Raw genomic sequence first — 21,016 nt, 5'->3', positions numbered from 1 at the left:
ACTGTGAAGACAAGACATTCTCTAAAGTTGTGGCAATTTTATTTATCATTTTACGAGCGGCGATATGGCAAACTTTCCTGGAGTATCTTTCTCTCTTTCTTGCAATCACTTATGGTTTTGCCGAGTATGTATTTGGCTCGCGCCGCATTTGATTGGGCCATTCCAAGTCGAAGCTTAGTCTCTCTTTTTCAAGTTGGCTTAGGGATGCTTCTTTTTAGTCTTTTAAGTGCTACTATCGCTCTCACAAATCGTTATTTAACATTGATTGTTACCAAAACAGCAATTCTAAAAATGCGCGTGCAACTCCTAGAAAGATTATTCATTATTCCCAGAGGAATATATCGTCAAGCAGATTATGTTCACTGGCATACGACTATTGTTCAAGATACCGAACGCCTGGACATTATGAGTAATAACTCTCTCACAGTGGTGCTGCCATCCGTTGTTACAACTATTAGCTTAGTTATCTTGCTTTGGTATTGGAACCCATTGCTTTTAGCCTTAATGGCCCTAATTTCACCACTGGCATTTATTTATAATTACTATGCAAGAAGAAAGTTAAAATATACCACACCATTATTTTTGAGAGCATTTGAACAGTTTAGTAAGGGAATTTTATTTACTATTCGCGGTTTAGATCTCATTCATATTCAATCTGCTCAAAATTGGGAACGGTCTCGTCAGAACGAATCAATCAAAAATTTATACCATAAATCCATTCAAGTGGCCTGGTTAAATAGTGCTTATACTTTAACTCAAAGTAATTTACTAACCATTGCTAAGTTAATACTTTTAATAGGTGGTGGTTGGGCTGTGATTGGTAATACAATTAGCTTGGGTGAGTTGATTGGATTTTATATCGCTACAAATCTGTTGCAAACTGCCTTACAATCAATATTGGGAACAATTCCAGTTTTTATTTCGGGACAAGCATCTTTAGATAATATTTATCGCTTTTTCCACCATCCAATTTTTCAGTCCTACAATGGTCAGGTACAAATTGATTGGCAAGGTAAACTATCTTTAGCCCATATTACCTTCTCTCATGGTGAGACTCCACTCTTGTCGGACTTAAGCTTAACCCTATGGCCAGGCCAAGTTATTGTCATTCTCGGTCCAAATGGTTGTGGTAAAAGTACTCTCATTGATTTGATCTTAGGGTTTTACCGACCCGATTCTGGAGAGATTATAGCTGATGAGTCATCATATGCGGATATTGATATGGCTTCTTTTCGTCAACAAATTGGGGTTGTACGGCAAGAAAATTTCTTCTTTCCTGGTACGGTTTGGGAAAATTTGACCTATGGCCTGGATAATCATCCTGAATCCGAAGTCAACCATGTTCTTGAAATTGCTATGGCAGATTATTTCATTCAACAATTGCCACAAGGACTTCAGACAAACATTGGTGAAGATGGTACTCTCTTATCTGGTGGCCAACGGCAGCGACTGGCATTGGCTCGTAGTTTATTGCGTCATCCTAAGATGTTAATTCTGGATGAACCAACTAATCATTTGGATCAAGAGGCAATTGCGGAATTGATGGCTAATTTGAAAAAAATATCATCCAGGCCTGGAATTTTAATTGTCAGCCACAACTTAAAGCTAACTGAACAGGCAGATCAAGTCTTAGAAATGAATAATGGTAGGTTAAGACTAGTTTCTCCTCTTATTTAATTGTTGATTCGTTTTTGGGTTATCTTTGTCTATGTCTATTACACAGGCGAACCGGCTATTAAGCGGTGGAAACTACCAAGCAACTCCTGAACAAATTTTATTATTGCGGGCATCCCTTTGGCCTGGAGAAAGGGCAATTCACGCGTGGCAGGCCTGGATACAGCAAGTGGACTTTGAAAATCTTGATGCTGGCTCTAATCGGCTACTGCCGCTACTATACCGAAATTTATCTCAACTTGGTGTCGAACACCCAACAATAGAAAAGCTTAAAGGTATCTATCGACATACTTGGTCAATGAATCAGCTTCGTGTTCAAAGGCTAAGAAAAGTTTTAGAGAAGTTTCAAGAAGCAAATATTCCAACTGTTTTACTAAAGGGGATGAGTTTATGCATTGCCGATTATCAAGATTGGGGGGTACGGCCTATGGCAGATATGGATGTTTTAGTTCCTCCTGAATTGACTGAAAAAGCTATGATGATTTTAATGCAAAATGGTTGGAAGTCTACCCATTATAATTCTGACAAAGCCCATGAACATATATCTTTACGACATGCTTCTGGATTAAGAGATCAAGATGGGTGGAGCCTAGATTTACATTGGCGAGTTTTTCAAAATAGTTTTACCCTTTGTGATCAGAAAGTTTTTTGGGATGACAGTCAGCTAGTAAAATTTATGGGTTTAAAAACAAGAATACTTAAACCAATTGACCGTTTTCTTCATGTCTGTGTTCACGGTTCTTGCTGGTCTCCGGAGCCTCCTATTCGTTGGATTGCTGATGCATTAACAATTTATAATAAGCAAGATTTTTTTAACTGGTTGGAATTAGTAAAACGAACTAATTTATTTTCACTTAATCTTCCTTTGTTGACCACATTAAATTATCTTAATGACAATCTAGAACTGTCAGTTCCCAGAAATATATTTATTGATATCAATCATCACTCTGCTACTAAAAAGGAGAAGTTCGCACATTATATAAGAACTAATTCCTCTGTGGATGTTTTCTCTAAAAATCCTCTTAACTCTATCTTGGCGGAGTTCATGAGCTTACAGCTTATGTATCAGAGTTTTAATTCATACCCAGGTCAATTATCAAAACCAAAGAAAAACCTATTATCTTTTCTATGGACGTATTTTCGATCAGAATTCTGTTGGAAAAAGCTCATACATAGAATTAATAAACTATTTAACACAATATTGATAGTTTTCTTCAAGATTTGTCGATAAAAACCATGAAATTTATTCATCCATACTATCAGTTTATATCAGTGAGATTATTTGATTTATCAGTCTTAAATCATCGCAGACTCCACCATAACTAGTTTTGCCAAGTAGATCAAATGCTTATGCTTAAAATAATCAGTTCTAGGAATAAACTATCTTGACTCGTCAATGTTTGGAATAGGGAAGGCTAGAGATGGGTAACTATAAAGAATTTTTGAAGATTAACCAGGCCTAGGACTTACTTTGGTACGTTTAAGCTAAATACGCCTAAAATCCTTGATTAGTTGTTACCCCTGTCAAATCCGATACAGAACTACCCCTACCTAAGGACTTCACGATGTCAACCCAAAATATTCCTGAAATTCAACGACTCAATCAAGCTAAAGCCGGTACACATCCTTGGCGAAAATGGGGTCCTTATCTGAGTGAGCGACAGTGGGGGACTGTCCGAGAAGATTACTCTACCGATGGCAATGCTTGGGATTATTTTTCCCACGATCAAGCACGTTCACGGGCCTATCGCTGGGGAGAAGATGGCCTAGCGGGGATTTGTGATGATCAACAGCAACTCTGTTTTGGCCTGGCCCTTTGGAATGGCGTTGATCCCATTATTAAAGAACGACTTTTTGGTCTAACCAATAGTGAAGGGAATCACGGTGAAGATGTTAAGGAATACTATTTTTACCTAGATAGTACGCCAACTCATTCCTACATGAAATATCTCTACAAATATCCCCAGGCTGAGTTTCCTTATGATGACTTAGTGCAGACCAATGCCCGGCGCGGCTACTACGACCAAGAATATGAACTTATTGATACGGGTGTCTTTGACGAAGATCACTATTTTGATGTCTTTGTGGAGTATGCCAAGGAATCTCCTGAAGATTGGTTAATTCAAATTGAAGTCTTTAATCGGGGAGATCAAGCCGCAAGCCTCCATGTGTTGCCTTCTATTTGGTTCCGTAATACTTGGAGTTGGTTTAAACACCCCGTTACAAAACCCCAATTATGCCAAACCAGTGCTGGAATCATTGCCGCCCAACATCCTGAATTGGGAACTCGCTATTTATCCTGTCATCGGGCCCCACCTCTGTTGTTTACCGAGAATGAAACGAATCTGGAACGGGTGTTTGGCCTGGAGAATCCGCAACCCTACGTCAAAGATGGGATTAATAACTATTTAGTCCATGGTCAAACCGATGCTGTGAATCCCGGCCGAGTCGGGACAAAAGCTGCGGCTGATTATTTTCTCGAAATTCCGGCCGGGGGCAGTCAAATCATTCAAGTTCGCCTCGGCCCAACTCCTAACTCGGACTTTGGCCCCACCTTTACAGAAACATTCCAGGCCCGCCGTCAAGAAGCCGATGAATTTTTCGGTAAAGTGATTCCCGATACCCTCAGTCCTGATGCTAAAAATATTGCCCGCCAGGCTATTGCCGGGATGATGTGGACAAAACAGTATTACAACTTCCCAGTTAAAGAATGGCTTGAAGATGAAATTCTCCCCCCTGATTGCCCGGAACGCTTCCCCACCCGCAACAAAGATTGGTTTCATCTCCAGAGTTCTGCCATTATCTCCATGCCCGACAAATGGGAATATCCTTGGTTTGCCGCCTGGGATCTGGCCTTTCACTGTGCCGCCTTGTCCCTGGTGGATATGGAATTTACCAAAGAACAACTATGCCTGATGGTCGATGAACTCCATCTTCATCCCAATGGTCAACTCCCCGCCTACGAATGGAATTTTGGGGATGTTAACCCGCCGGTTCACGCCATTTCCACCTATCAAATCTATATGTTGGACAAGGCTTTGAATGGCGGTCAAGGCGATCAGGTCTTCCTCGAAAGTGTGTTTCACAAACTCCTGCTTAACTTTACCTGGTGGGTGAATCGCAAAGATACCTCAGGCAATAATGTCTTTGAAGGCGGCTTCCTTGGCCTGGACAACATTGGAGTCTTTGACCGCAGCGCACCATTACCGATGGGGGGACGCTTAGAGCAAGCCGATGGCACCAGTTGGATGGCCATGTATTCCCTCGATATGTTGAACATGGCTGTGGAGTTGGCCCTCGACAATCCCGCCTACGAAGACCTCTGTTGCAAGTTTTATGAGCATTTCATCTACATTGCCGGAGCGATGGATCGGGTTGGAAACAACAAAGATGAACTCTGGGACGAAGAGGACGGCTTTTTCTATGACATTCTCCACCTCCCCGATGGCCGGGCCCAACGCTTAAAAGTCCGGTCCATGGTGGGCCTGATTCCCCTCTGTGCCACGGCCGTTGTCAGTGATGAAATTCTTGAGCGTTTACCAAAATTCAAAGCCCGCCTCGCCGAGTTTAATGCCCGCCATCCCGAACTTTTGGCCAATATCAACGATCCCAATGCTCTCGGAGTGAAAAACCGCCATCTGTTCTGTCCGGTTGGCCCTGAAAAGCTCCGGCGTATCCTGAGTAAAATGCTGGATGAATCAGAATTTTTGAGTGATTACGGCCTGAGATCCCTATCCCGTTATCATCTCGAGCATCCCTATAAATTCGTCTTAGGGCGCGACATTTACCGGGTGGATTACTTACCGGCCGAATCAACATCGGGGATGTTTGGCGGAAATTCCAATTGGCGCGGCCCGGTCTGGATGCCGGTGAATGCCATTATTGTCCAAGCTCTGCGAAAAATGTATGGCTATTATGGCGATGAGTTTAAGGTGGAATGTCCCACCGGCTCCGGGAATTGGCTGACCCTCTGGGATGTTTCCGACTTAATTCTGACCCGCCTGAACAATATTTTTCTGCAAACCGAAGGACGGCGACCAGTCTATGGGGAAACCGAGAAGTTTCAAACAGATCCCCATTGGCGGGATTTAATTTTGTTCTATGAATACTTCCATGGCGACAATGGGGCCGGGATTGGGGCCAGCCACCAAACTGGATGGTCTGGATTAGCAGCCCGTAACTTAGTAGGCCAGGCCTCCCTTTCCAGCAAAGAAGTCTTGGAAAAAACCTATATGTCCGCCGTCTCCACCACCATTGGGACGGCCTAACCCGACTGATTTTGGATGGATTGCAAAAACTGAGCCATTTCCTCAGTGGTGCGGAGGTGATAAACCGTTTTTCGGCTGCGGGCCTGGTGCACATAGTCACGATATTTGGGGGTAAGACGTTTATCGCATAGCCAGAGGACTTGGTAACTCCGCAGCGAGCTCTTGAGAATGGGACTGTTTTCTGGCCAACCAGCTGGGGGCGAAATATACCCTGTCAGGAATCGCTTTGTCACCCACCAGAAATGCCGGGCTAGGGGTAAATCAACATAAATCAGGGTATCAGCAGCATTTAGTCTGGGCCAGAGGGTGTCCAGTGATCCAAAGCCATCAATAATCCATCTCTCAGAGTCTAAAATGGCCTGGTGGACTTGCTCATACTCGGCCTGGGGGACTTCTTGCCCATCAGATTGAAACTTAATCTTGTCTAAGGTGTAAAGCGGCAAACCGGTTATTGTAGCTAGTTCGCGACTGAGTGTTGATTTTCCGCCCCCAGCATTGCCAAAGATCGCAACTTTCTGCATAGCTCTCACTATAGCGTTACTCATTTAAGGTCAGATGGGGACAAGTCAGAAAATGCTTGATGGGCAGTCTTTTTGACATTTTTACTCTCTCAGAACAGCCTGCGTAACACTATTATGAAACGGTTTGCGATCTGCTCCGTAGTTAGCCTCATGACTCTCACCCCAACGGCAGTTCACGCGGAAATCCCTGCAACTGTATCAACCCAAATTAACAACCCAACCCTGAAGCCTAATGGGATTCCCAACCGGATTGAACTTGCCCCCACGGTTAGCGGAAAAATCTTCCTCAATAGTGCACCCGGTATCTGTTCTCAACTCAAGGTCAAGTGATTAAATGGGGCCACTTTCCCACCGATCATGACCCAATCTGCCCATGTCAAATCTGTGGCCAACAATCAATGTGAATACCGGGTCACGACTCCTCCGGCTCTACAGGGTAGCAAAGCATTTGTTTCGATGGATGTCCCTGTGAGTGCTGATGTATTGGGTTAAAGTAATGTGCCAATTTCACTCCCCAGTAGTGGCAGCGAGGTTTTTTTGTTTTCAGGGGAGGACTGGGGAGGGATAGGGTTAGATTCGCTGATTCAGGTTCTCGATTGGGACTATCTAGCCCTCATGGATCCAAGACCCTGGCCCTCGATTTACTCATCAGGGGTAACCCGCAGCAGAAAGTAACCTAGGCCCAGGCCAACGAGGACTAAGGTAAAGGAAATTACTGCGGTATTAAAAATCTCTCCAGCCATGATGCTCCAACCTCTCCAAAATGAAAGACGGGTCGCCCCATCAAAAAACAATCAAAACTTATCTTAGCCCTATCCGGCGACTAATACTTTGGGTTCCGTTTGGATCGGCAGCACATCCAAAATATCCGTCTGGGCACAGTATTTCAAATCATCCAACGAGCCAAGTTTCAGGAGCCGTTGTCCATGACTGGCCTGGTGGAAGAGAGACAGTAAATCATGCTCATAGTGACGATAGAGAGCCAAGGCCGCCACTGTTTCATCATTCCCGGCAAATTCTGCCACTGACAGTCCTGTCAACATCCATAAACTATGGGCGATAGCACCCGCACAAACCGTATCTTCCAAGGAATAGGCCCCTTCCCAACCGGAGCCAACAATCCAAACTGTGGGCGGATAGAGTTGATGGACATAATTCACCACCGCAGCCCGATTCACTAAGGCAGCAGCGAGGACAATTTTGGCCGATTGAATCCGGGCTAGGGAGCGGGTGCCATTGGTCGTACTCATAAACAACCGACAGTCTTTGACTCGCTCTGGGGTGCAATCAAAGGGGGAGTTTCCCAGATCAAAGCCCTCAACTTTTTTCCCGCCCCGTTCTCCAACCCGAATCCGCTGCTCTGCTGGCCAGGCCTGGCTGACTTGCTCTAGATCTTCTAGGTCACTAAATACTTGGACGGCTTCGGCTCCAGCGGCCAGGGCGGTGGCAATAGTTGTCGTGGCCCGCAAGACATCTACAGCAATGGCGCAATCGGGAACCCAATCCGGGGGAACACGCTCTGGGGTGTGATAAATGTAAACCTGCATAATCGTAATAGCCTCCACCGGATTGATTCTGTCCGCCACACTGTCCCCAATCTTATGACGAACCTTGATACCAGTAGTAGGTGACCATTGGAATGACGGTAGCGGCAATCAGTAAAACAATCACAATCACAGTGGCTGAGCGATCATCGGTTTCGTCAAGGCTTTTGTAGGTCTTTTCGGCGACAACTTCCTTTTCAACTGGGGGGCCAGGGTCAGGTTGTCCGCTTAAAACCGCTTCAATCCGGGCACTGGCATCCAAAAAAGCCTGATTATAGTTGCCATTTTTAATCGGGACGCGCATTGTGGCCTGGGCAATACTCTCAGCAATATCATCGGGTAGCTTGGCTTTAACGGCTTCCCCTGTGATTAAATAGGTCCCATTGGTAACAGTATCAAGGGCGAGAATGGCTTGATTGGCTTGATCCTCTGGTTCAGGATACCAGCGATTGAGGAGTTTGGTTGCAAAAGTGGTGGGCGTTTCTTCGTAGTCGAGGCGATGGACTGTCACAAAGTGTACCTGAGTGTCTGTGGATTGAGCCAGGTTCTTGGCAATCCCCTCCAGGCGGCCCTCTGTTAATGGGCTAATGATATCTCCCTGATCCACCACCCAGAGGGGATTACTGTCATTCGGGATAGGAAAGGCATAGGCTCCGGTCGCTAAAACAGGTGGGGCAATCAAGAGAAAAAAGCTGATGATCATCCCAAGGGCCTGGGTGAAAGCCTTGAACCGGCCAAGGGATAAGGGCCGAGATGCTGAGTTAAAACCGTTCATAACTGGAGAATCTAATAAATTTTACTGATCTGCCAACATGGAAATTAGCGGATCGAATAACCGTCATTAAGTTTTATTATCAGCTTGATTGGCCCTTGCGTCATTGTGACTCGTCAATAAATCTTGAGGGGGTGGGTCTTCCCGAGTCAGATTGTTGGGGAGAATACTGCTGAGTTGGTAGCGGCGGCGAATTTCCCGTTCGGGATCAACCCCTGCAAAGGTCGGTGGTAACCAAACCCGAATGACTAATAACGCGCCCATGACTAATAAAAATGCACAGGCTGATAGGACATGACTCCAAGGCACTTCCAAGACACCACGGACAATCACCTCCCGCAGGACAGAGACAATGGCCACTTCAACCGCGACCCCAATGGAGACACGCTGTTCTTGGAGGTAAATGATCAACAACCGAAAGAGCTCAACCAAAATGAGTAGGAAAAGAATATCGGCCGTCACATTGGGAAAATCTAGGGGGGGCAACAGGGAAATAAACATCTCCCGTAACTCCAAGACCATGAAACTAAACAGGCCAATGCAAAGGGAAATCACAATTAAGTCCTGAATGGTTTCTAGAATTGCCACCAGGCCCTGGCGACTGAACCAAGTGATTTGGGGCGCAATGTTAGAATTTGCCGCGATTCTAGGGGCCATAGAGAAACCTCGCTTTGCACGGAGATGAACTACCCTGGCCCAATGTTGATGAGGCCTAAAATTGATTAAAGTTTATCTTGGCTTATCGGTCGAGAGTCTTTCGATTAAATTTACTAATTAAATTCATCAACAACTAGGACTGCTGGAGGATGGGGTTGCCAACAGGAGCGGTATGAGATGACCTAGGTTATGGCCAGGCCTGGGGCAAATTAGTAAGGGGCTGATTGGGCAACCATAGCGTGACTAGCATTCCTGACTAGCGTGACTGCTTGACGGTGAGATGGAGCTAAGTCAAAAAATGCTTGATGGGCCGTCTTGGTAACAGTTCTACGCTCTCAAAACAGGCTGCGAAAGGCTAGATTGGCCAATTTGTTAAGCCAGCATAGTCTGCGTCACCCTAGAGAAGATGATGGCACCTTCCTTAAACAATGGCTATATTCTCTGCTGGGCTGCCCTCCTCGATTTTTGGCTGGGGGATCCTTGGTCGTGGCTCCATCCAGTCCAGGTCATGGGGGCGGCGATTGCAGCGGGTCAGCAATTCATTTTCGGACTGGGCCAACGAATTCCCATGTCTGCCACAACTCAACGGCTCTATTTCCGCATCAGTGGGGGACTCTTGGCCTGGGGGATCATTTTGGGCACAGGCGGGGTGAGTTGGTTGCTGGTTGCAGGGGGAGAGCGATTATGGCCAGGCCTGGGATTCGTGATTTCCGTCATTCTTTTGGCCAGTTGTTGGGCAGGGCGGAGTTTGCGGGCGGCGGCAGTAGATGTCCTGACTCCTTGGCAACAGGGAGATTTGATCACAGCTAGAGACCGATTAAGTCGCTATGTCGGGCGAGATACAGCAAATCTAGGGGCTGGGGAAATTTTGCGGGCCGTTTTGGAGACTGTGACGGAAAATGCCACCGATGGAGTTTTTGCCCCCTTGTTTTATGCCGGATTGGGCTGTTTAATCCCAGGCCTGGGGCCAGTTCCCTTGGCAATGGCCTACAAAGCGGCTAGTACCCTCGACTCGATGATTGGCTATCGGCGATTTCCCTATGCAGATCTGGGTTGGGTGGCGGCGAAAACAGAGGATGTTTTAACCTGGTTTCCCTGTCGGTTGGTGGTTTTATCCTTACTGCTATGGGCCCAAAACCCGCGCCAGGCCTGGGAGATTTGTTGTCGCGATGCCCCCTTGGATCCAAGTCCCAATGCTGGCTGGAGTGAATGTGCCTATGCAGTGGTTTTAGGGGTCCAAATGGGGGGCGAAAACTATTATCAGGGGGAACGAAAAGTTAAGCCCCTTTTGGGTGAACCCAAGCAGCCAATGACGGTGGGTACAATTGAGCAAGCCTTGAATTTAACCCGCTGGCTTTCCCTGGCCTGGTTACTGTTACTGGTGGGCATCCTTGGGTTACGGCATCTATTTGAACTGAATGTATCTGGCTGAACCCTATGACTTCCCCTCGGTTACTTGATTTGGGACAGGATATTCTCTTGGTTGAGAAGTTACTGGATGCGACCCTCTGTCAGCACATTATCCAAGTGGCCGAATGTATCCAGTTTGATCCCTCCAAGATTCTGATGGGTGTTGTGGATAGGGAGGTGCGCAGTGGGGGATTATTACCCCTCGATGGCGATGATCCCCTCCAAAAGTCCACACAAGATTTGTTATATGAGAAAATTAAAATCATCCAAGGCCTGATCTATGGGCGTTACGGGATTGATTTTCCCAATGTTGAGAGGTTTTCAATTCTGCGTTACCAGGCCGGGGAAGGGTATCGCCGCCATGTGGATAATTTGCTCTTAGCCAGCCGCATGATGGAGGTGGCCGAGGGGATTCCGACTCGGGATATTAGTATTGTCGGCTACTTGAATCAGGACTTTAGCGGCGGAGAAACTTTTTTTGATCGGCAAGATGTGAAGGTCATCCCCCAAACGGGTTCTGTGTTGGTTTTTCCCTCCTCCTTTACCCATCCCCACCAGGCCTTGCCAGTTCAATCGGGAGTAAAATATGCCTTTACCACTTGGCTGTATTACTAATAATTCAGGAACAATGACGCAAGTGACAGGGGATAGCTGGGGGCAGGGTTGGGCCAATTCCGTCAGTAGGCTACAGTGAGTGAGGCAAGGCTAGTACCCCCAATGCGCTACTCATCAAGGAGGAAGATCAGTCATGGGTGATGATTTTGATGCCAATTTACCCAGTGTCCGGCAAGTCCAAACTTTGATTAAAGATAACACCGAAGTTGAGGTCAAACTGGTAACGAGCGATTTGGTGGTGGGCAAGGTTCGCTGGCAGGATAATAATTGCCTCTGCATTCTCGATCACTACGATCAGCCAACTATTGTCTGGAAGCAGTCCATTGTCTTTATCAAGCCAAAAGTTTCTTAAGGTCTGGCTGACATAGCCCCAGACAAAAAGCCTGATCTCTCCAAGCCACCGTTAGAAATTCTGCCAATCAGGAGACTGTACATGAATAAAATTTGTGCTTATGGACAAGCTCTAGCTCGCTGGGGTCTGGGCTTACTCATTGTTTTAGGGTTAGTCATCGGTGGCCTAAGTAACTTTAGTGGGCCGGCCTGGGCCGCAACTACGCCAGAAACTCCGGAATTAACCGCTAGTGATATATCCGCTGAGAAAATTAGTCAGTTTGCCCAGGCCTACCGCCAAGTGATTGCCCTGATTGATTCCCGAGAAGCGGAATTACGCAGTGCTGAAACCCAGGCCGAAGCTTTGCAAATTGAGCAGGATATTGAAACAGCGGCCATTACCCAAATTGAAGCGGCTGGATTAACGGGGCCCGAATATTTACAACTCCTGGGTCTGGCCAATACATATCCAGAACTGAGCCAGCGGATTGTGACCCAATTGCAAGAGTCGGATTAGATTCATTAATCTGCGCGTTACTCTTTTGCCAATTTGGTCAAGGTTTAAGAAAGTGGAAAACCCATTGCCGCCAGTTCGGTTTGCAGGCGTTGTGCTTCAGGTGGGTCTGTCATCTTAAGACAATCTATGGCCTGGCGAAAATAACTGAGGCTGGTTTGAATTTGTCCAAGCTTGAGATAAATTACCCCTAAATTCTGCCAGGCCAGGGGAACCTCCGGGGCAATTTGCAGAATCGTTTCATAGGCTTGGATGGCTTGGGAGTATTTTTTTTGCTGGCTCCAGGCCTGGGCAAGGCGAATATGGGCTGAAATCTTGGTGATGGGGGGAATTTCTTGATGAATTGCGGCTTGATAGTGCTGGATGGCCTGAGCTTGATCCCCCATTTGACCGTAATAATTGCCGAGGTGATAGTGGAGTTCATAGGTGACAGGGGCTTCCGGGTTCTTAATCTTGAGGCCCTGTTGGAGGGTGGCCTGGGCTAATTCCCCTTGACCTGTTTGTAAATACATCCCGCCCAATTTACAGCATATATAGGCATCATCTGGGTGAGTCGCGAAATAGTCCGCCATAATGACAATGGCCTGGGTGGTTTTATCCCGTTTTTGTAGTTGTGCCCCTGTATAGCCCCAATGCTCAATGGCCACTCCCTCTAACTGCCCAATCTGCCAATGGGGTTCCTTGTGAACAAGGGCTAAAACCGCATCATCCACGGTTTCATGGTAGGGCCGGTTAAAGTAAATATCTGGATGGCGGCGAAATAGCCTGGATACTGCCGAGTAGGGGGGAATGACACCGACTTCGTGACGCAGCAGCATAATGGCAATTAAATTATCTTGCTGAATGCTGGCCTGGATCCTTGGCTTAATCTCTGGTACTAGGGCTTCATCGGCATCAAGGACTAAAATCCAGTCGGTTTGGATGGCCTGGAGACTGATATTTCTAGCCTGGCCAAAATCATTCTGCCAAGGGGAACAAATGACCTCTGCACCCCAGGCCTGGGCTATTTCTATGGTCTGATCCCTTGACCCCGTATCAACAATGACAACTTGATCCACAACATCTTGGACACTGGCAAGACACCTGGGTAAATCCTGGGCTTCATCCCGGACAATCATCGCCAGGCCAAGGGAGGCAGTCATCGTCAACGCATCACATTAGGCAAATTCGCCCAAGATTTTCACTTCCGGGTGTAACAGGACATCCCAACGCTCAGAAACACAGGCCTGGACATGGCGAATCAGTTGAAACACATCCATCGCCTTCGCCCCACCCCGATTGAGGATAAAGTTTGCGTGCCGTTCTGCCACCTGGGCCTGGCCAATTTGATACCCCTTAAGGCCAACTTTCTCAATCAGCCAGCCAGCGGTATGGGGTTGGGGATTACGAAACACACTGCCACAACTGGGGAGATGATAGGGCTGGGTCGAAAGCCGTTGATTGAGATGCTCTTGGGTTGTGGCCTTGACCCGCTGCGGATCCTGCTCCGGTTCCATTTGCCAAGTGGCCTGGAGGACTAAGCGTTGGGTTCCCTGTAAGACGGAAGAGCGATAACCATAGGCTAAATCTGAGCCAGTCACCACAGATAAACAGCCATCAGGTTCTAACACTAAGGCCGAAACTAAATAATCAGCCGCACAGCCGCCGTGGGCCCCCGCATTCATCACTACTGCCCCCCCCACAGTGCCCGGAATTCCCACCGACCATTCCATCCCTGACCACCCAAGGCGAGCCGCATGATGGGCTAATTGGGGCAGGGCGCGTCCGGCTCCGGCGGTGACTTGGCCAGTTTCCTTGTCCCACTTGATCCGGCGTAGATGTTTGGTGGCAATCACCAGGCCAGGCAGCCCTTGATCACTAATGAGTAAATTGGAGCCAGCCCCCAAGACTGTAATCGGTAAATCATATTCCTGGGCCCAGCGATAGGCCGCTTGCAGGTCTTGAATGGATTCCGGGGCCACAAACCACTGGGCTGCACCCCCCACATTCAGAGTCGTAAACCCATTCAGGGGGACTTGGGGTGAAATGACACATTGAGTGCCGGGAATAATCTGGGCTGTGGGTGTTTTAATCATTGAGCCACCACCTGCACGCAAGCATTAACAGCAATCACCTCGGCTCCATTCACTGGTGAGGGGACTTGATCCGCAATCGCATCAGGAATGAGTTGATTGAGGTTGCCGGCCCCTAGGAAAATCACCAGATCTCCAGGAGATAGGACTTGCCGCAAATGATAACGCACATCGGTGGCGGTTGGGGCGTAACTCACATGGGGATGATACTGACTTAAGCGGTTAACCAGATCCTTCGCTTCGACAAGACCTTGATCGGGTTCTCCGGCACTATAAATATCCGTAATCACAACCACGTCCGCGGCCTGGAAACTTTGACTAAATTCTTCCAGAAAGGTGAAGGTTCGACTATAACGATGGGGTTGAAACACTGCCACCAGCCGCCGCCAGGGTTGATCATGGCCCACTTGTAACCGACCGGCCTGGAGCGTCACCTGAATTTCACTGGGATGGTGAGCATAGTCATCAATAAACCGCACCCCATTGGCCTGGCCCCGTTCCTCAAACCGCCGCCTAGCTCCCTCAAACTTGGCTAAAGCTGCGGAAATTGTGGCAAAATCCAGGCTAACTTCCCGACCCACCGCAATGGCCGCAAGGGCATTTTGGAGATTGTGGGCCCCGAGGAGCTTCAATTGCAAAATTCCCAAGGATTTTCCCCGCTCCGATACATGGGCGGTTGTGCCATTGGCCCCGTATTGGACATGATCCACAGTATAGTCAGCCCCCGATTCCCGCCTGAGGCTGTAGGTAATCAAGTTTTTGTGGTTTAAGCGCTCCCGGACAGTTGGACAATCCCAGCAGACCACCAGGCCCTGAGATTGTTGGGCAAACTGTGCAAAAATCGCCACCACTTGATCCAGGGTTTGGTAGTGATCGGGATGATCCAACTCAATATTTGTAATCACTCCTAAACGAGGGGCAAATTTTTGCAGAGACCCATCGGACTCATCCGCTTCCGCAACCAGATGAGACCCATCGCCAATCCGGGCATTCCCCTGCCAAGCCGCCACTTCGCCGCCAACCACAATGGTGGGATCCAATCCCCCTTCCAAGAGCACATAGCCGACCATGCTACTGGTGGTGGTTTTGCCATGGGTGCCAGCAACGGCAATGCCTTGGGAGCGTTCAATCAGGGCCGCTAAAATATCCGAGCGGTGAAAAATTGGGCAACCAAGGGCCTGGGCGGCTTGAAACTCAGGATTGTTCTCCCGAATTGCCGTGGAGCAGATGACTTGGGGGAGTTGGCGATGGCCAGTGCGGGCCGGGTAGTCCGTTAAATTCTCAGCAACTTGGTGCTCAAAAAAGGTCACACCCATGGCTTGCAACTGATGGGTCAAGTTGGTGGCGCGTAAATCTGAACCGGAAACCGCAAATTTCTGTTTGGCCAAGATATAGGCTAAGGCGGACATCCCAATCCCACCGATACCAATGAAATGGAAGGGTCGCCCATTAAAACTCATCGGTATAGACTGTGGTTTAGCCAACTCCATTACACTCACCCCACAAGGAAGTCAATAGGTATAAAAACCTCAGGCTTATGATAGCAGGAAGTTTTTGTATTCCCTGAGTATTACTGAAAACGGTCGAGTTCTATGTGACTCTCAGCCAGGAAGATTAACCCAGACTTTGACAGATGAGGCTTAAAACTGGGCAGGTATTAAGACCCAGAATCAAGGTGCAATTAACACCAAGACAATTCCCCAGGCGGATTATGGAGCAATTCTTGAACATTGGCCTGGATCACCCGATAGCCAACATTTCCAGATAATCGCTGGCGGCCCTCATTAAAAATTAGGGTTGGGCTGACGGAAACACCATAGTCTTTGACTCGATCAAGGTTTTCGACTAGTTGAGCAAAGGCCGCGCCCGAGTTAATTTCCGACTCAATGGCGGCAATGGGGAGCTTCAGGTCTTCGGCAATCGCTAACAACACTGACCGCTGGGAAATATTGGCTAAATCTATAAAAAAGGCTTCTCGACACCGCCAAATGGCCTGGGCATAGAGATTTTTGGCTGAATCAATCAAAGCGTTTTGTTCGAGGAGTTTGATGGCGTGAAGGAACAGATGACAAGCCGTTGAGGAAGGGGGAATATCCTTTGTCCAAATCTCTGGATGTACCTGGATATGGTCAAACTTCGCGGCCACAGACAGAACGTGCTGATTGTAGGCTGCCAGGCCCCCGCGCGCTTGCCACCGTTTAGTTAACTTTTCCTGGGTGTTTCCAAATATCTCGACAAAGTGATAGTCAAAAACTACCTGAGTTGGGAAGGTTTCCTGTAATTGAGTGAGGCGAATTTGGCCAATATAAGCCCAGATACAGAGAATATCCGAAAAATGAGCAATCCGAATTGGCTCTGTCACGATTAAATCCTCTCCAGCGGTGAGGTATCCCCATAGCACATTTTACCAAGGCCAATGACAGCCGCCCGCTGCGACCCAGGCCAGGAGTTGGGCATAGGGTAAAGGACGAGAGCAATAATAGCCTTGGATCCCATGACAGCCGAGGGCTTGTAAAACTTGCAGTTGGGCTTGGGTTTCGACACCTTCAGCCACAATCTCTAGGTTTAAGCCCTGCCCAAGGGACAAAATTGCCCGGATAATTGCCTGATCTTGGGCATCTTCAGCTAGGTCGATAATAAAACTGCGATCTATTTTTAAGCTGGTTAAGGGAAACCGTTTTAAGTAATTCAAAGACGCATACCCCGTGCCAAAATCATCCAAGGCAATGCCCAGGCCCAAGTCCCGCAGTTCGGCCAGAATTTCTTGGCTGCGTTGGAGGTTTTGCATGGCAATGGTTTCCGTCACTTCTACGGTCAATAATGTTGGGGGTAATTGACTTTCTATTAAGGCAGTTTTAATGGTCTGGACCAAATTGGGATCCAAAAATTGTCGAGCAGATAAATTAACAGAAACACCGACTCCTTGAAGTCCCTCGATGCTTTGCCAGGCCTGGCATTCCCCACAGGCGTGGTGCAATATCCACTGGCCAATACTAACGATTAAGCCGTTTTCCTCAGCCATTAAAATAAAGTCTCCTGGGGAGAGCAAGCCGTGTACCGGGTGTTGCCAACGGGCCAGGGCTTCTAAATGTAAAATCTCGCCAGTGACCAAATCAACTTGGGGCTGATAGAACAGTTGCAGTTGCGCTTGGGGGAGAGCCTGGCGTAAATCCTGCTCCAGTTGGAGTAAAAAGCTGGCCTGGGCGTTAAAGGTCGCTTGATAAAACTGATAGTTATCCCGGCCCGTATCTTTGGCTCGGTAAAGGGCGGCATCCGCATTACGCAGGAGAGTATCCGCATCCTCGCCATCCTGGGGAAAAATCGCAATCCCGAGACTGGTGGTGATGTGTAGATGATGATCTTCCAGATTAAAGCTGGGTTTGAGGGTGGTAATAATGCGTTCGGCCACGAGGGCGGCATCTTGGGGTTGGGCCAGGCCGGGCAACAGGATCGTAAATTCATCGCCACCCCAGCGGGCAACAGTATCCACTTCCCGTAAGCATCGCGTTAGACGGGCCGCCACTTCTTGGAGGAGTTGATCGCCAATGGCATGACCGAGGGTATCGTTGATGGCTTTGAAACGATCCAGGTCTAAAAACATCACAGCCACAAAATCATGGTGACGGCGAGCCTCCGCTAAGGCCAAGGGTAAGCGATCATCAAACAAGACCCGATTGGGTAAGCCCGTTAACAAATCGTGAAAGGCCTGGTAGTAGATCGTACTTTCTGCTAGTTTCCTCTCGGTAATGTCAACAACTGTGCCTTCAAAATAAAGGGGCTGGCCCTCGGTATCCTTAACAACCCGGGCATTTTCAGAAATCCAAATAATTTGCCCATCCCGCCGATAGACTTGAGACTCAAAATCTGTCACATAGCCCTGTTGACTGAGGATTTCAACAAATTCCTGGCGGCGTTCCGGTAAGACATAGAGTTGGTTACTAATATCGGTCAAGTTCGCTTGCAACTCGGCAGGGGTGCTGTAGCCATAAATTTTCGCCAGGGCGGGATTAGCACTGATGTAGGAGCCACTGGGACTGGATTGAAAAATACCCTCAATGGTGTTCTCAAAAATACTCCGATATTTCGCTTCGGATTTTGCGCTTTGAACAATGGCCTGGCGCAGTTCTTTTTCTTGCTGCTGTCGCCCTAAGACGTTAATAAACAGTTCACTCAAAATTTCTAGCAGGGGAATGTAGGTTTCCAAATCATGATTGCAAGGATGGACATAGTCAAAGCCGAGAAAGCCGATGAATTTCCCTTCTGAACTTAAGGGGACGGCTAAGAGGGCTTGAATATCCTGGCGTTCTAAAATTTCCCGAGTGGGACTATCGGCTGGGAACTGGTCAATGCGGGTTAAGCAAATGGATTCTAAGTCAAATAGAGGCTGAAAAAAGTGATAGAGATCCGCCACAACAAGGTGTTGGAGGGTCTGGATTTCTGGACGAACCCCCGGAGCACACCATTCGTGAGTGTTACTAATGGTAGTTCCACTGGCATCATCAAGTAAAAATAAATAACTCCGATCGGCCATTGTAAATTCCCCCGTGGCCTGGAGAATACGTTGTAAACCCCCATCTATGTCTTCAATGGGTAGGTTAATAAACTGGGTGGCCAGGGTGGTAACTAATTGTTCAAAGTGAATCAGTTGCTTGAGGTTAGCGGTGGTTTCCTTGTGTTCCCCCACATCCCGGGTATTGACAACAATGCCAGCAATGAAGGGATCGTCAATATAACTTTGGGCGGTGGATTCGAGGTATCGCCAGGTGCCATCCCGATGTTTAGCCCGATATTCAACCGTAATCAGAATGCTGTTTTGGGTAATTAACCGTTGCCAGGCCTGCTGAAGAAAGGGATAATCCGCCGGATCAATCAATTCCCAAAAGCTTCGACCTAAGCGTTCTGCAGCCGTGTAACCCAGTAAGCGGTTAATAGCGGGACTGTGATAGCGAATTTCACCACTGGGGGCCAGAATAGAGATCAAGTCAGAACTATATTCCACCAAGGCCCGCCATTTCGCTTCTGCGGCTTGGAGAGCCCGTTCGCCCCGTTGACGTTCCAGTTCGGCAGTAACTCGCGGGGCATGGATTTGGAGAACAGCGGCAATCAGGGACAAGTTTTCAATCGGGGACTGATGCATCACGGCCATTAAACCCAGACATTCTTGCCGGGCATTAATTAAGGGAATCCCTGCATAGGCTTCAATCTCCATCTCTTGTAAGAGACGATCTTCGGGAAAGGCAGCTTGAACGTTACAGGGATAAAAGCAGGGTTCTGGGGATGTTGCGACCATTTCACAGGGCGCGCCCCTGAGGTCATAGCAAAAATTTTCCTCTACCTGCTGCTGATAGCAAACGACCCGCGTCTCGGCCTGGTGAGGTGGGGTTAATTCAGCAATCATGGCAAAATCTACCCGCAGGCCCTCGGTCAAATGGAGAGCTAAGTCCCGGCAAAAGTCATCCCCAGTGTTGGAACTGACCTGGGATAAGGGCAGGTCGAGGGCCTGGTTAATAAATTTCCAATCGGTAATGTCCCGAATAAAACCATCCACCGCAATGACTGGGGCGGCACCACTTGAGGCGGTCGGGTCTAACACCGGGATGCCATATTCTCGCACCCAACGCTCCAGGCCGGCTTTGGTGATAATCCGATATTCAATTTCATAGGATTTTGCCTGAGTGATGGCCAATTCAAGGGTTTGGAGGACTCGGCCGAGGTCTTGGGGGTGGGTAATGGCATTAAAGGCTTCTCCACTGCGATAGAGCAACTCCGTATTGGTGTAACCCGTCAGTTCTCGACAGCCTTGACTCAGATATTGCATCGGCCAATGAGAACTATTGGCAAAGGAAAAAACAATCCCAGGTAATCCATTCAAAAGGTTACCGAGGCGGTGGGCTGAGTCTTGGAGCGCGGCGGGGGCAGTAGCATGATGACAACTCCCTAAAATTAAATCCCCTAGGCCCAGTGCGGCACTTAAGGGCTGCAAATCGAGGAGCAATGGTCCGCCACCGACAGATAAGGGTTCTTGTTGCTGCCAGCAGGCCTGGAGATGGGGCATCAGCCAACTGCCTACGCTCTCAACAAGGGCCAGATCCACCCGACAGGGCAAACTACCTGATGCCTTGAGGCCTAAAACTTGGCGAGCCTGCTCGTTAGACTCTAAGAAGAAAAATTCCCCGGTTATGGCCTGGACTCCCACTAAAAAGATCGGTTCAGCAGTAAAAGACAAAAGGGACTGGAATAGGCCACCAACCCATGGGGCCTGGGCTGATACTGGAGTGAAGAAACTGGACTCGGACAAGGGCGACAGCGGATTCATTGGGGCCAAGCTGGCAAATTTCCTTTACCCCAAGGGTAGATTAAAAAGGGTTTACTAAAGTAGTTAAAACAATAAAAAAAGTTATAATCCAACTTTCATAGCAGACTTCGGACCAGGGGCACAGCTACGAATTACACAAAATAAACTTTTTTCGGAGCGGGGCTGCTCCAACTTCTGGGCAATGTATCGTCAATAATGATGTTACATTCACCCCTCCCTAGGGCCTGGGCATACCCATTCCTGAGCCTCTACTGCTACCCTGTGAGATCTAAGCGGTTTTTCGTCAGGACTGCTAATTTGTCTTAATTACTTTCTCTCTGGTT

Annotated in this window: 19 protein-coding genes; 9 read left to right on the top strand and 10 right to left on the bottom strand. The window is 48.0% G+C overall.

Annotated features, from left to right (window positions below):
- The first annotated feature begins 3 nt into the window (after positions 1 to 3).
- From RIF25_RS10035 to RIF25_RS10025, 3 genes are all read left to right on the top strand, one after another.
- Positions 4 to 1,677 carry an ABC transporter ATP-binding protein gene (locus tag RIF25_RS10035; RefSeq protein WP_322878402.1) on the top strand — a complete coding sequence of 558 codons (1,674 nt, stop codon included), beginning with the start codon at positions 4 to 6 and terminating at the stop codon, positions 1,675 to 1,677.
- Positions 1,678 to 1,708: 31 nt separating this feature from the next.
- A complete protein-coding gene (locus RIF25_RS10030; protein WP_322878401.1) occupies positions 1,709 to 2,905 on the top strand; it encodes a nucleotidyltransferase domain-containing protein in 1,197 nt (398 codons plus the stop codon).
- Positions 2,906 to 3,239: 334 nt separating this feature from the next.
- Positions 3,240 to 5,942, top strand: coding sequence for an MGH1-like glycoside hydrolase domain-containing protein (locus RIF25_RS10025; RefSeq protein WP_322878400.1), 2,703 nt, complete (start codon positions 3,240 to 3,242; stop codon positions 5,940 to 5,942).
- Here RIF25_RS10025 and RIF25_RS10020 read toward each other — a convergent pair.
- On the bottom strand, positions 5,939 to 6,463 hold the full coding sequence (locus tag RIF25_RS10020; RefSeq protein ID WP_407682390.1) for a P-loop NTPase family protein: 525 nt from the start codon (positions 6,461 to 6,463) through the stop codon (positions 5,939 to 5,941). The two genes, RIF25_RS10025 and RIF25_RS10020, sit on opposite strands and share 4 nt — an antisense overlap.
- 150 nt (positions 6,464 to 6,613) lie before the next feature.
- Between RIF25_RS10020 and RIF25_RS10015 the strand changes: the two genes are divergently transcribed.
- Entirely contained in the window at positions 6,614 to 6,793 is a 180-nt protein-coding gene (locus tag RIF25_RS10015; protein ID WP_322878398.1) for a hypothetical protein, read from the top strand.
- A 27-nt stretch (positions 6,794 to 6,820) separates the two neighbouring features.
- The gene (locus RIF25_RS10010) at positions 6,821 to 6,955 is read left to right on the top strand and encodes a hypothetical protein (protein ID WP_322878397.1); all 135 of its coding nucleotides are present in this window, start codon (positions 6,821 to 6,823) and stop codon (positions 6,953 to 6,955) included.
- Positions 6,956 to 7,104: 149 nt separating this feature from the next.
- Here RIF25_RS10010 and petM read toward each other — a convergent pair whose 3' ends face one another.
- The 4 genes from petM to RIF25_RS09990 form a co-directional block, all read right to left on the bottom strand.
- On the bottom strand, positions 7,105 to 7,206 hold the full coding sequence (gene petM, locus RIF25_RS10005) for a cytochrome b6-f complex subunit PetM (protein WP_322878396.1): 102 nt from the start codon (positions 7,204 to 7,206) through the stop codon (positions 7,105 to 7,107).
- Between the two features lie 69 nt (positions 7,207 to 7,275).
- On the bottom strand, positions 7,276 to 8,010 hold the full coding sequence (locus tag RIF25_RS10000; protein WP_407682389.1) for a 2-phosphosulfolactate phosphatase family protein: 735 nt from the start codon (positions 8,008 to 8,010) through the stop codon (positions 7,276 to 7,278).
- Positions 8,011 to 8,062: 52 nt separating this feature from the next.
- A complete protein-coding gene (gene psb32 / locus RIF25_RS09995; protein WP_322878394.1) occupies positions 8,063 to 8,782 on the bottom strand; it encodes a photosystem II repair protein Psb32 in 720 nt (239 codons plus the stop codon).
- A 66-nt stretch (positions 8,783 to 8,848) separates the two neighbouring features.
- Positions 8,849 to 9,436 carry a phosphate-starvation-inducible PsiE family protein gene (locus RIF25_RS09990; protein ID WP_322878393.1) on the bottom strand — a complete coding sequence of 196 codons (588 nt, stop codon included), beginning with the start codon at positions 9,434 to 9,436 and terminating at the stop codon, positions 8,849 to 8,851.
- A 409-nt stretch (positions 9,437 to 9,845) separates the two neighbouring features.
- Between RIF25_RS09990 and cbiB the strand changes: the two genes are divergently transcribed.
- The 4 genes from cbiB (at position 9,846) to RIF25_RS09970 (ending at position 12,308) form a co-directional block, all read left to right on the top strand.
- Positions 9,846 to 10,868, top strand: coding sequence for an adenosylcobinamide-phosphate synthase CbiB (cbiB, locus tag RIF25_RS09985; protein ID WP_322878392.1), 1,023 nt, complete (start codon positions 9,846 to 9,848; stop codon positions 10,866 to 10,868).
- Between the two features lie 5 nt (positions 10,869 to 10,873).
- Positions 10,874 to 11,461, top strand: a complete 588-nt coding sequence (locus RIF25_RS09980; protein ID WP_322878391.1) for a prolyl hydroxylase family protein — start codon at positions 10,874 to 10,876, stop codon at positions 11,459 to 11,461.
- Between the two features lie 133 nt (positions 11,462 to 11,594).
- Positions 11,595 to 11,813, top strand: a complete 219-nt coding sequence (locus RIF25_RS09975) for an Hfq-related RNA-binding protein (RefSeq protein WP_015124668.1) — start codon at positions 11,595 to 11,597, stop codon at positions 11,811 to 11,813.
- Between the two features lie 81 nt (positions 11,814 to 11,894).
- Positions 11,895 to 12,308 carry a DUF4168 domain-containing protein gene (locus RIF25_RS09970; RefSeq protein WP_322878390.1) on the top strand — a complete coding sequence of 138 codons (414 nt, stop codon included), beginning with the start codon at positions 11,895 to 11,897 and terminating at the stop codon, positions 12,306 to 12,308.
- 44 nt (positions 12,309 to 12,352) lie between these two features.
- Here RIF25_RS09970 and RIF25_RS09965 read toward each other — a convergent pair whose 3' ends face one another.
- The 5 genes from RIF25_RS09965 to RIF25_RS09945 all read right to left on the bottom strand — a co-directional run bounded on the left by RIF25_RS09965 (position 12,353) and on the right by RIF25_RS09945 (position 20,693).
- Positions 12,353 to 13,447: a glycosyltransferase gene (locus tag RIF25_RS09965; protein WP_322878389.1), complete on the bottom strand. Its 1,095-nt coding sequence runs from the start codon at positions 13,445 to 13,447 to the stop codon at positions 12,353 to 12,355.
- A 15-nt stretch (positions 13,448 to 13,462) separates the two neighbouring features.
- A complete protein-coding gene (murB, locus tag RIF25_RS09960) occupies positions 13,463 to 14,380 on the bottom strand; it encodes a UDP-N-acetylmuramate dehydrogenase (protein WP_322878388.1) in 918 nt (305 codons plus the stop codon).
- Positions 14,377 to 15,867 (bottom strand): UDP-N-acetylmuramate--L-alanine ligase, encoded by a 1,491-nt coding sequence (gene murC, locus RIF25_RS09955; protein ID WP_322878387.1) that lies wholly within the window; start codon positions 15,865 to 15,867, stop codon positions 14,377 to 14,379. Before murC ends, murB begins: the two co-directional genes overlap by 4 nt.
- 191 nt (positions 15,868 to 16,058) lie before the next feature.
- Entirely contained in the window at positions 16,059 to 16,739 is a 681-nt protein-coding gene (locus tag RIF25_RS09950) for a DsbA family oxidoreductase (protein ID WP_322878386.1), read from the bottom strand.
- Positions 16,740 to 16,781: 42 nt separating this feature from the next.
- A complete protein-coding gene (locus RIF25_RS09945) occupies positions 16,782 to 20,693 on the bottom strand; it encodes an EAL domain-containing protein (RefSeq protein ID WP_322878385.1) in 3,912 nt (1,303 codons plus the stop codon).
- Positions 20,694 to 21,016 lie beyond the last annotated feature (323 nt).

It is taken from the genome of Pseudocalidococcus azoricus BACA0444 (assembly GCF_031729055.1).
GTDB lineage: Bacteria > Cyanobacteriota > Cyanobacteriia > Thermosynechococcales > Thermosynechococcaceae > Pseudocalidococcus > Pseudocalidococcus azoricus.
The sequence above is the reverse complement of the archived record's forward strand: the minus strand, read 5'-3'. Positions and strand labels throughout refer to the sequence as shown.

Excerpts from the sequence above, each read along its gene's own strand:
- RIF25_RS10025 (WP_322878400.1), top strand. The coding sequence starts at position 3,240 with ATGTCAACCCAAAATATTCCTGAAATTCAACGACTCAATCAAGCTAAA.
- psb32 (WP_322878394.1), bottom strand. The coding sequence starts at position 8,782 with ATGAACGGTTTTAACTCAGCATCTCGGCCCTTATCCCTTGGCCGGTTC.
- murB (WP_322878388.1), bottom strand. The coding sequence starts at position 14,380 with ATGATTAAAACACCCACAGCCCAGATTATTCCCGGCACTCAATGTGTC.
- petM (WP_322878396.1), bottom strand. The coding sequence starts at position 7,206 with ATGGCTGGAGAGATTTTTAATACCGCAGTAATTTCCTTTACCTTAGTC.
- RIF25_RS09965 (WP_322878389.1), bottom strand. The coding sequence starts at position 13,447 with ATGACTGCCTCCCTTGGCCTGGCGATGATTGTCCGGGATGAAGCCCAG.
- murC (WP_322878387.1), bottom strand. The coding sequence starts at position 15,867 with ATGGAGTTGGCTAAACCACAGTCTATACCGATGAGTTTTAATGGGCGA.
- RIF25_RS10015 (WP_322878398.1), top strand. The coding sequence starts at position 6,614 with ATGACTCTCACCCCAACGGCAGTTCACGCGGAAATCCCTGCAACTGTA.
- cbiB (WP_322878392.1), top strand. The coding sequence starts at position 9,846 with ATGGCACCTTCCTTAAACAATGGCTATATTCTCTGCTGGGCTGCCCTC.
- RIF25_RS10030 (WP_322878401.1), top strand. The coding sequence starts at position 1,709 with ATGTCTATTACACAGGCGAACCGGCTATTAAGCGGTGGAAACTACCAA.
- RIF25_RS09975 (WP_015124668.1), top strand. The coding sequence starts at position 11,595 with ATGGGTGATGATTTTGATGCCAATTTACCCAGTGTCCGGCAAGTCCAA.
- RIF25_RS09980 (WP_322878391.1), top strand. The coding sequence starts at position 10,874 with ATGACTTCCCCTCGGTTACTTGATTTGGGACAGGATATTCTCTTGGTT.
- RIF25_RS10000 (WP_407682389.1), bottom strand. The coding sequence starts at position 8,010 with ATGCAGGTTTACATTTATCACACCCCAGAGCGTGTTCCCCCGGATTGG.
- RIF25_RS10020 (WP_407682390.1), bottom strand. The coding sequence starts at position 6,463 with ATGCAGAAAGTTGCGATCTTTGGCAATGCTGGGGGCGGAAAATCAACA.
- RIF25_RS09945 (WP_322878385.1), bottom strand. The coding sequence starts at position 20,693 with ATGAATCCGCTGTCGCCCTTGTCCGAGTCCAGTTTCTTCACTCCAGTA.
- RIF25_RS10010 (WP_322878397.1), top strand. The coding sequence starts at position 6,821 with ATGACCCAATCTGCCCATGTCAAATCTGTGGCCAACAATCAATGTGAA.
- RIF25_RS09990 (WP_322878393.1), bottom strand. The coding sequence starts at position 9,436 with ATGGCCCCTAGAATCGCGGCAAATTCTAACATTGCGCCCCAAATCACT.
- RIF25_RS09970 (WP_322878390.1), top strand. The coding sequence starts at position 11,895 with ATGAATAAAATTTGTGCTTATGGACAAGCTCTAGCTCGCTGGGGTCTG.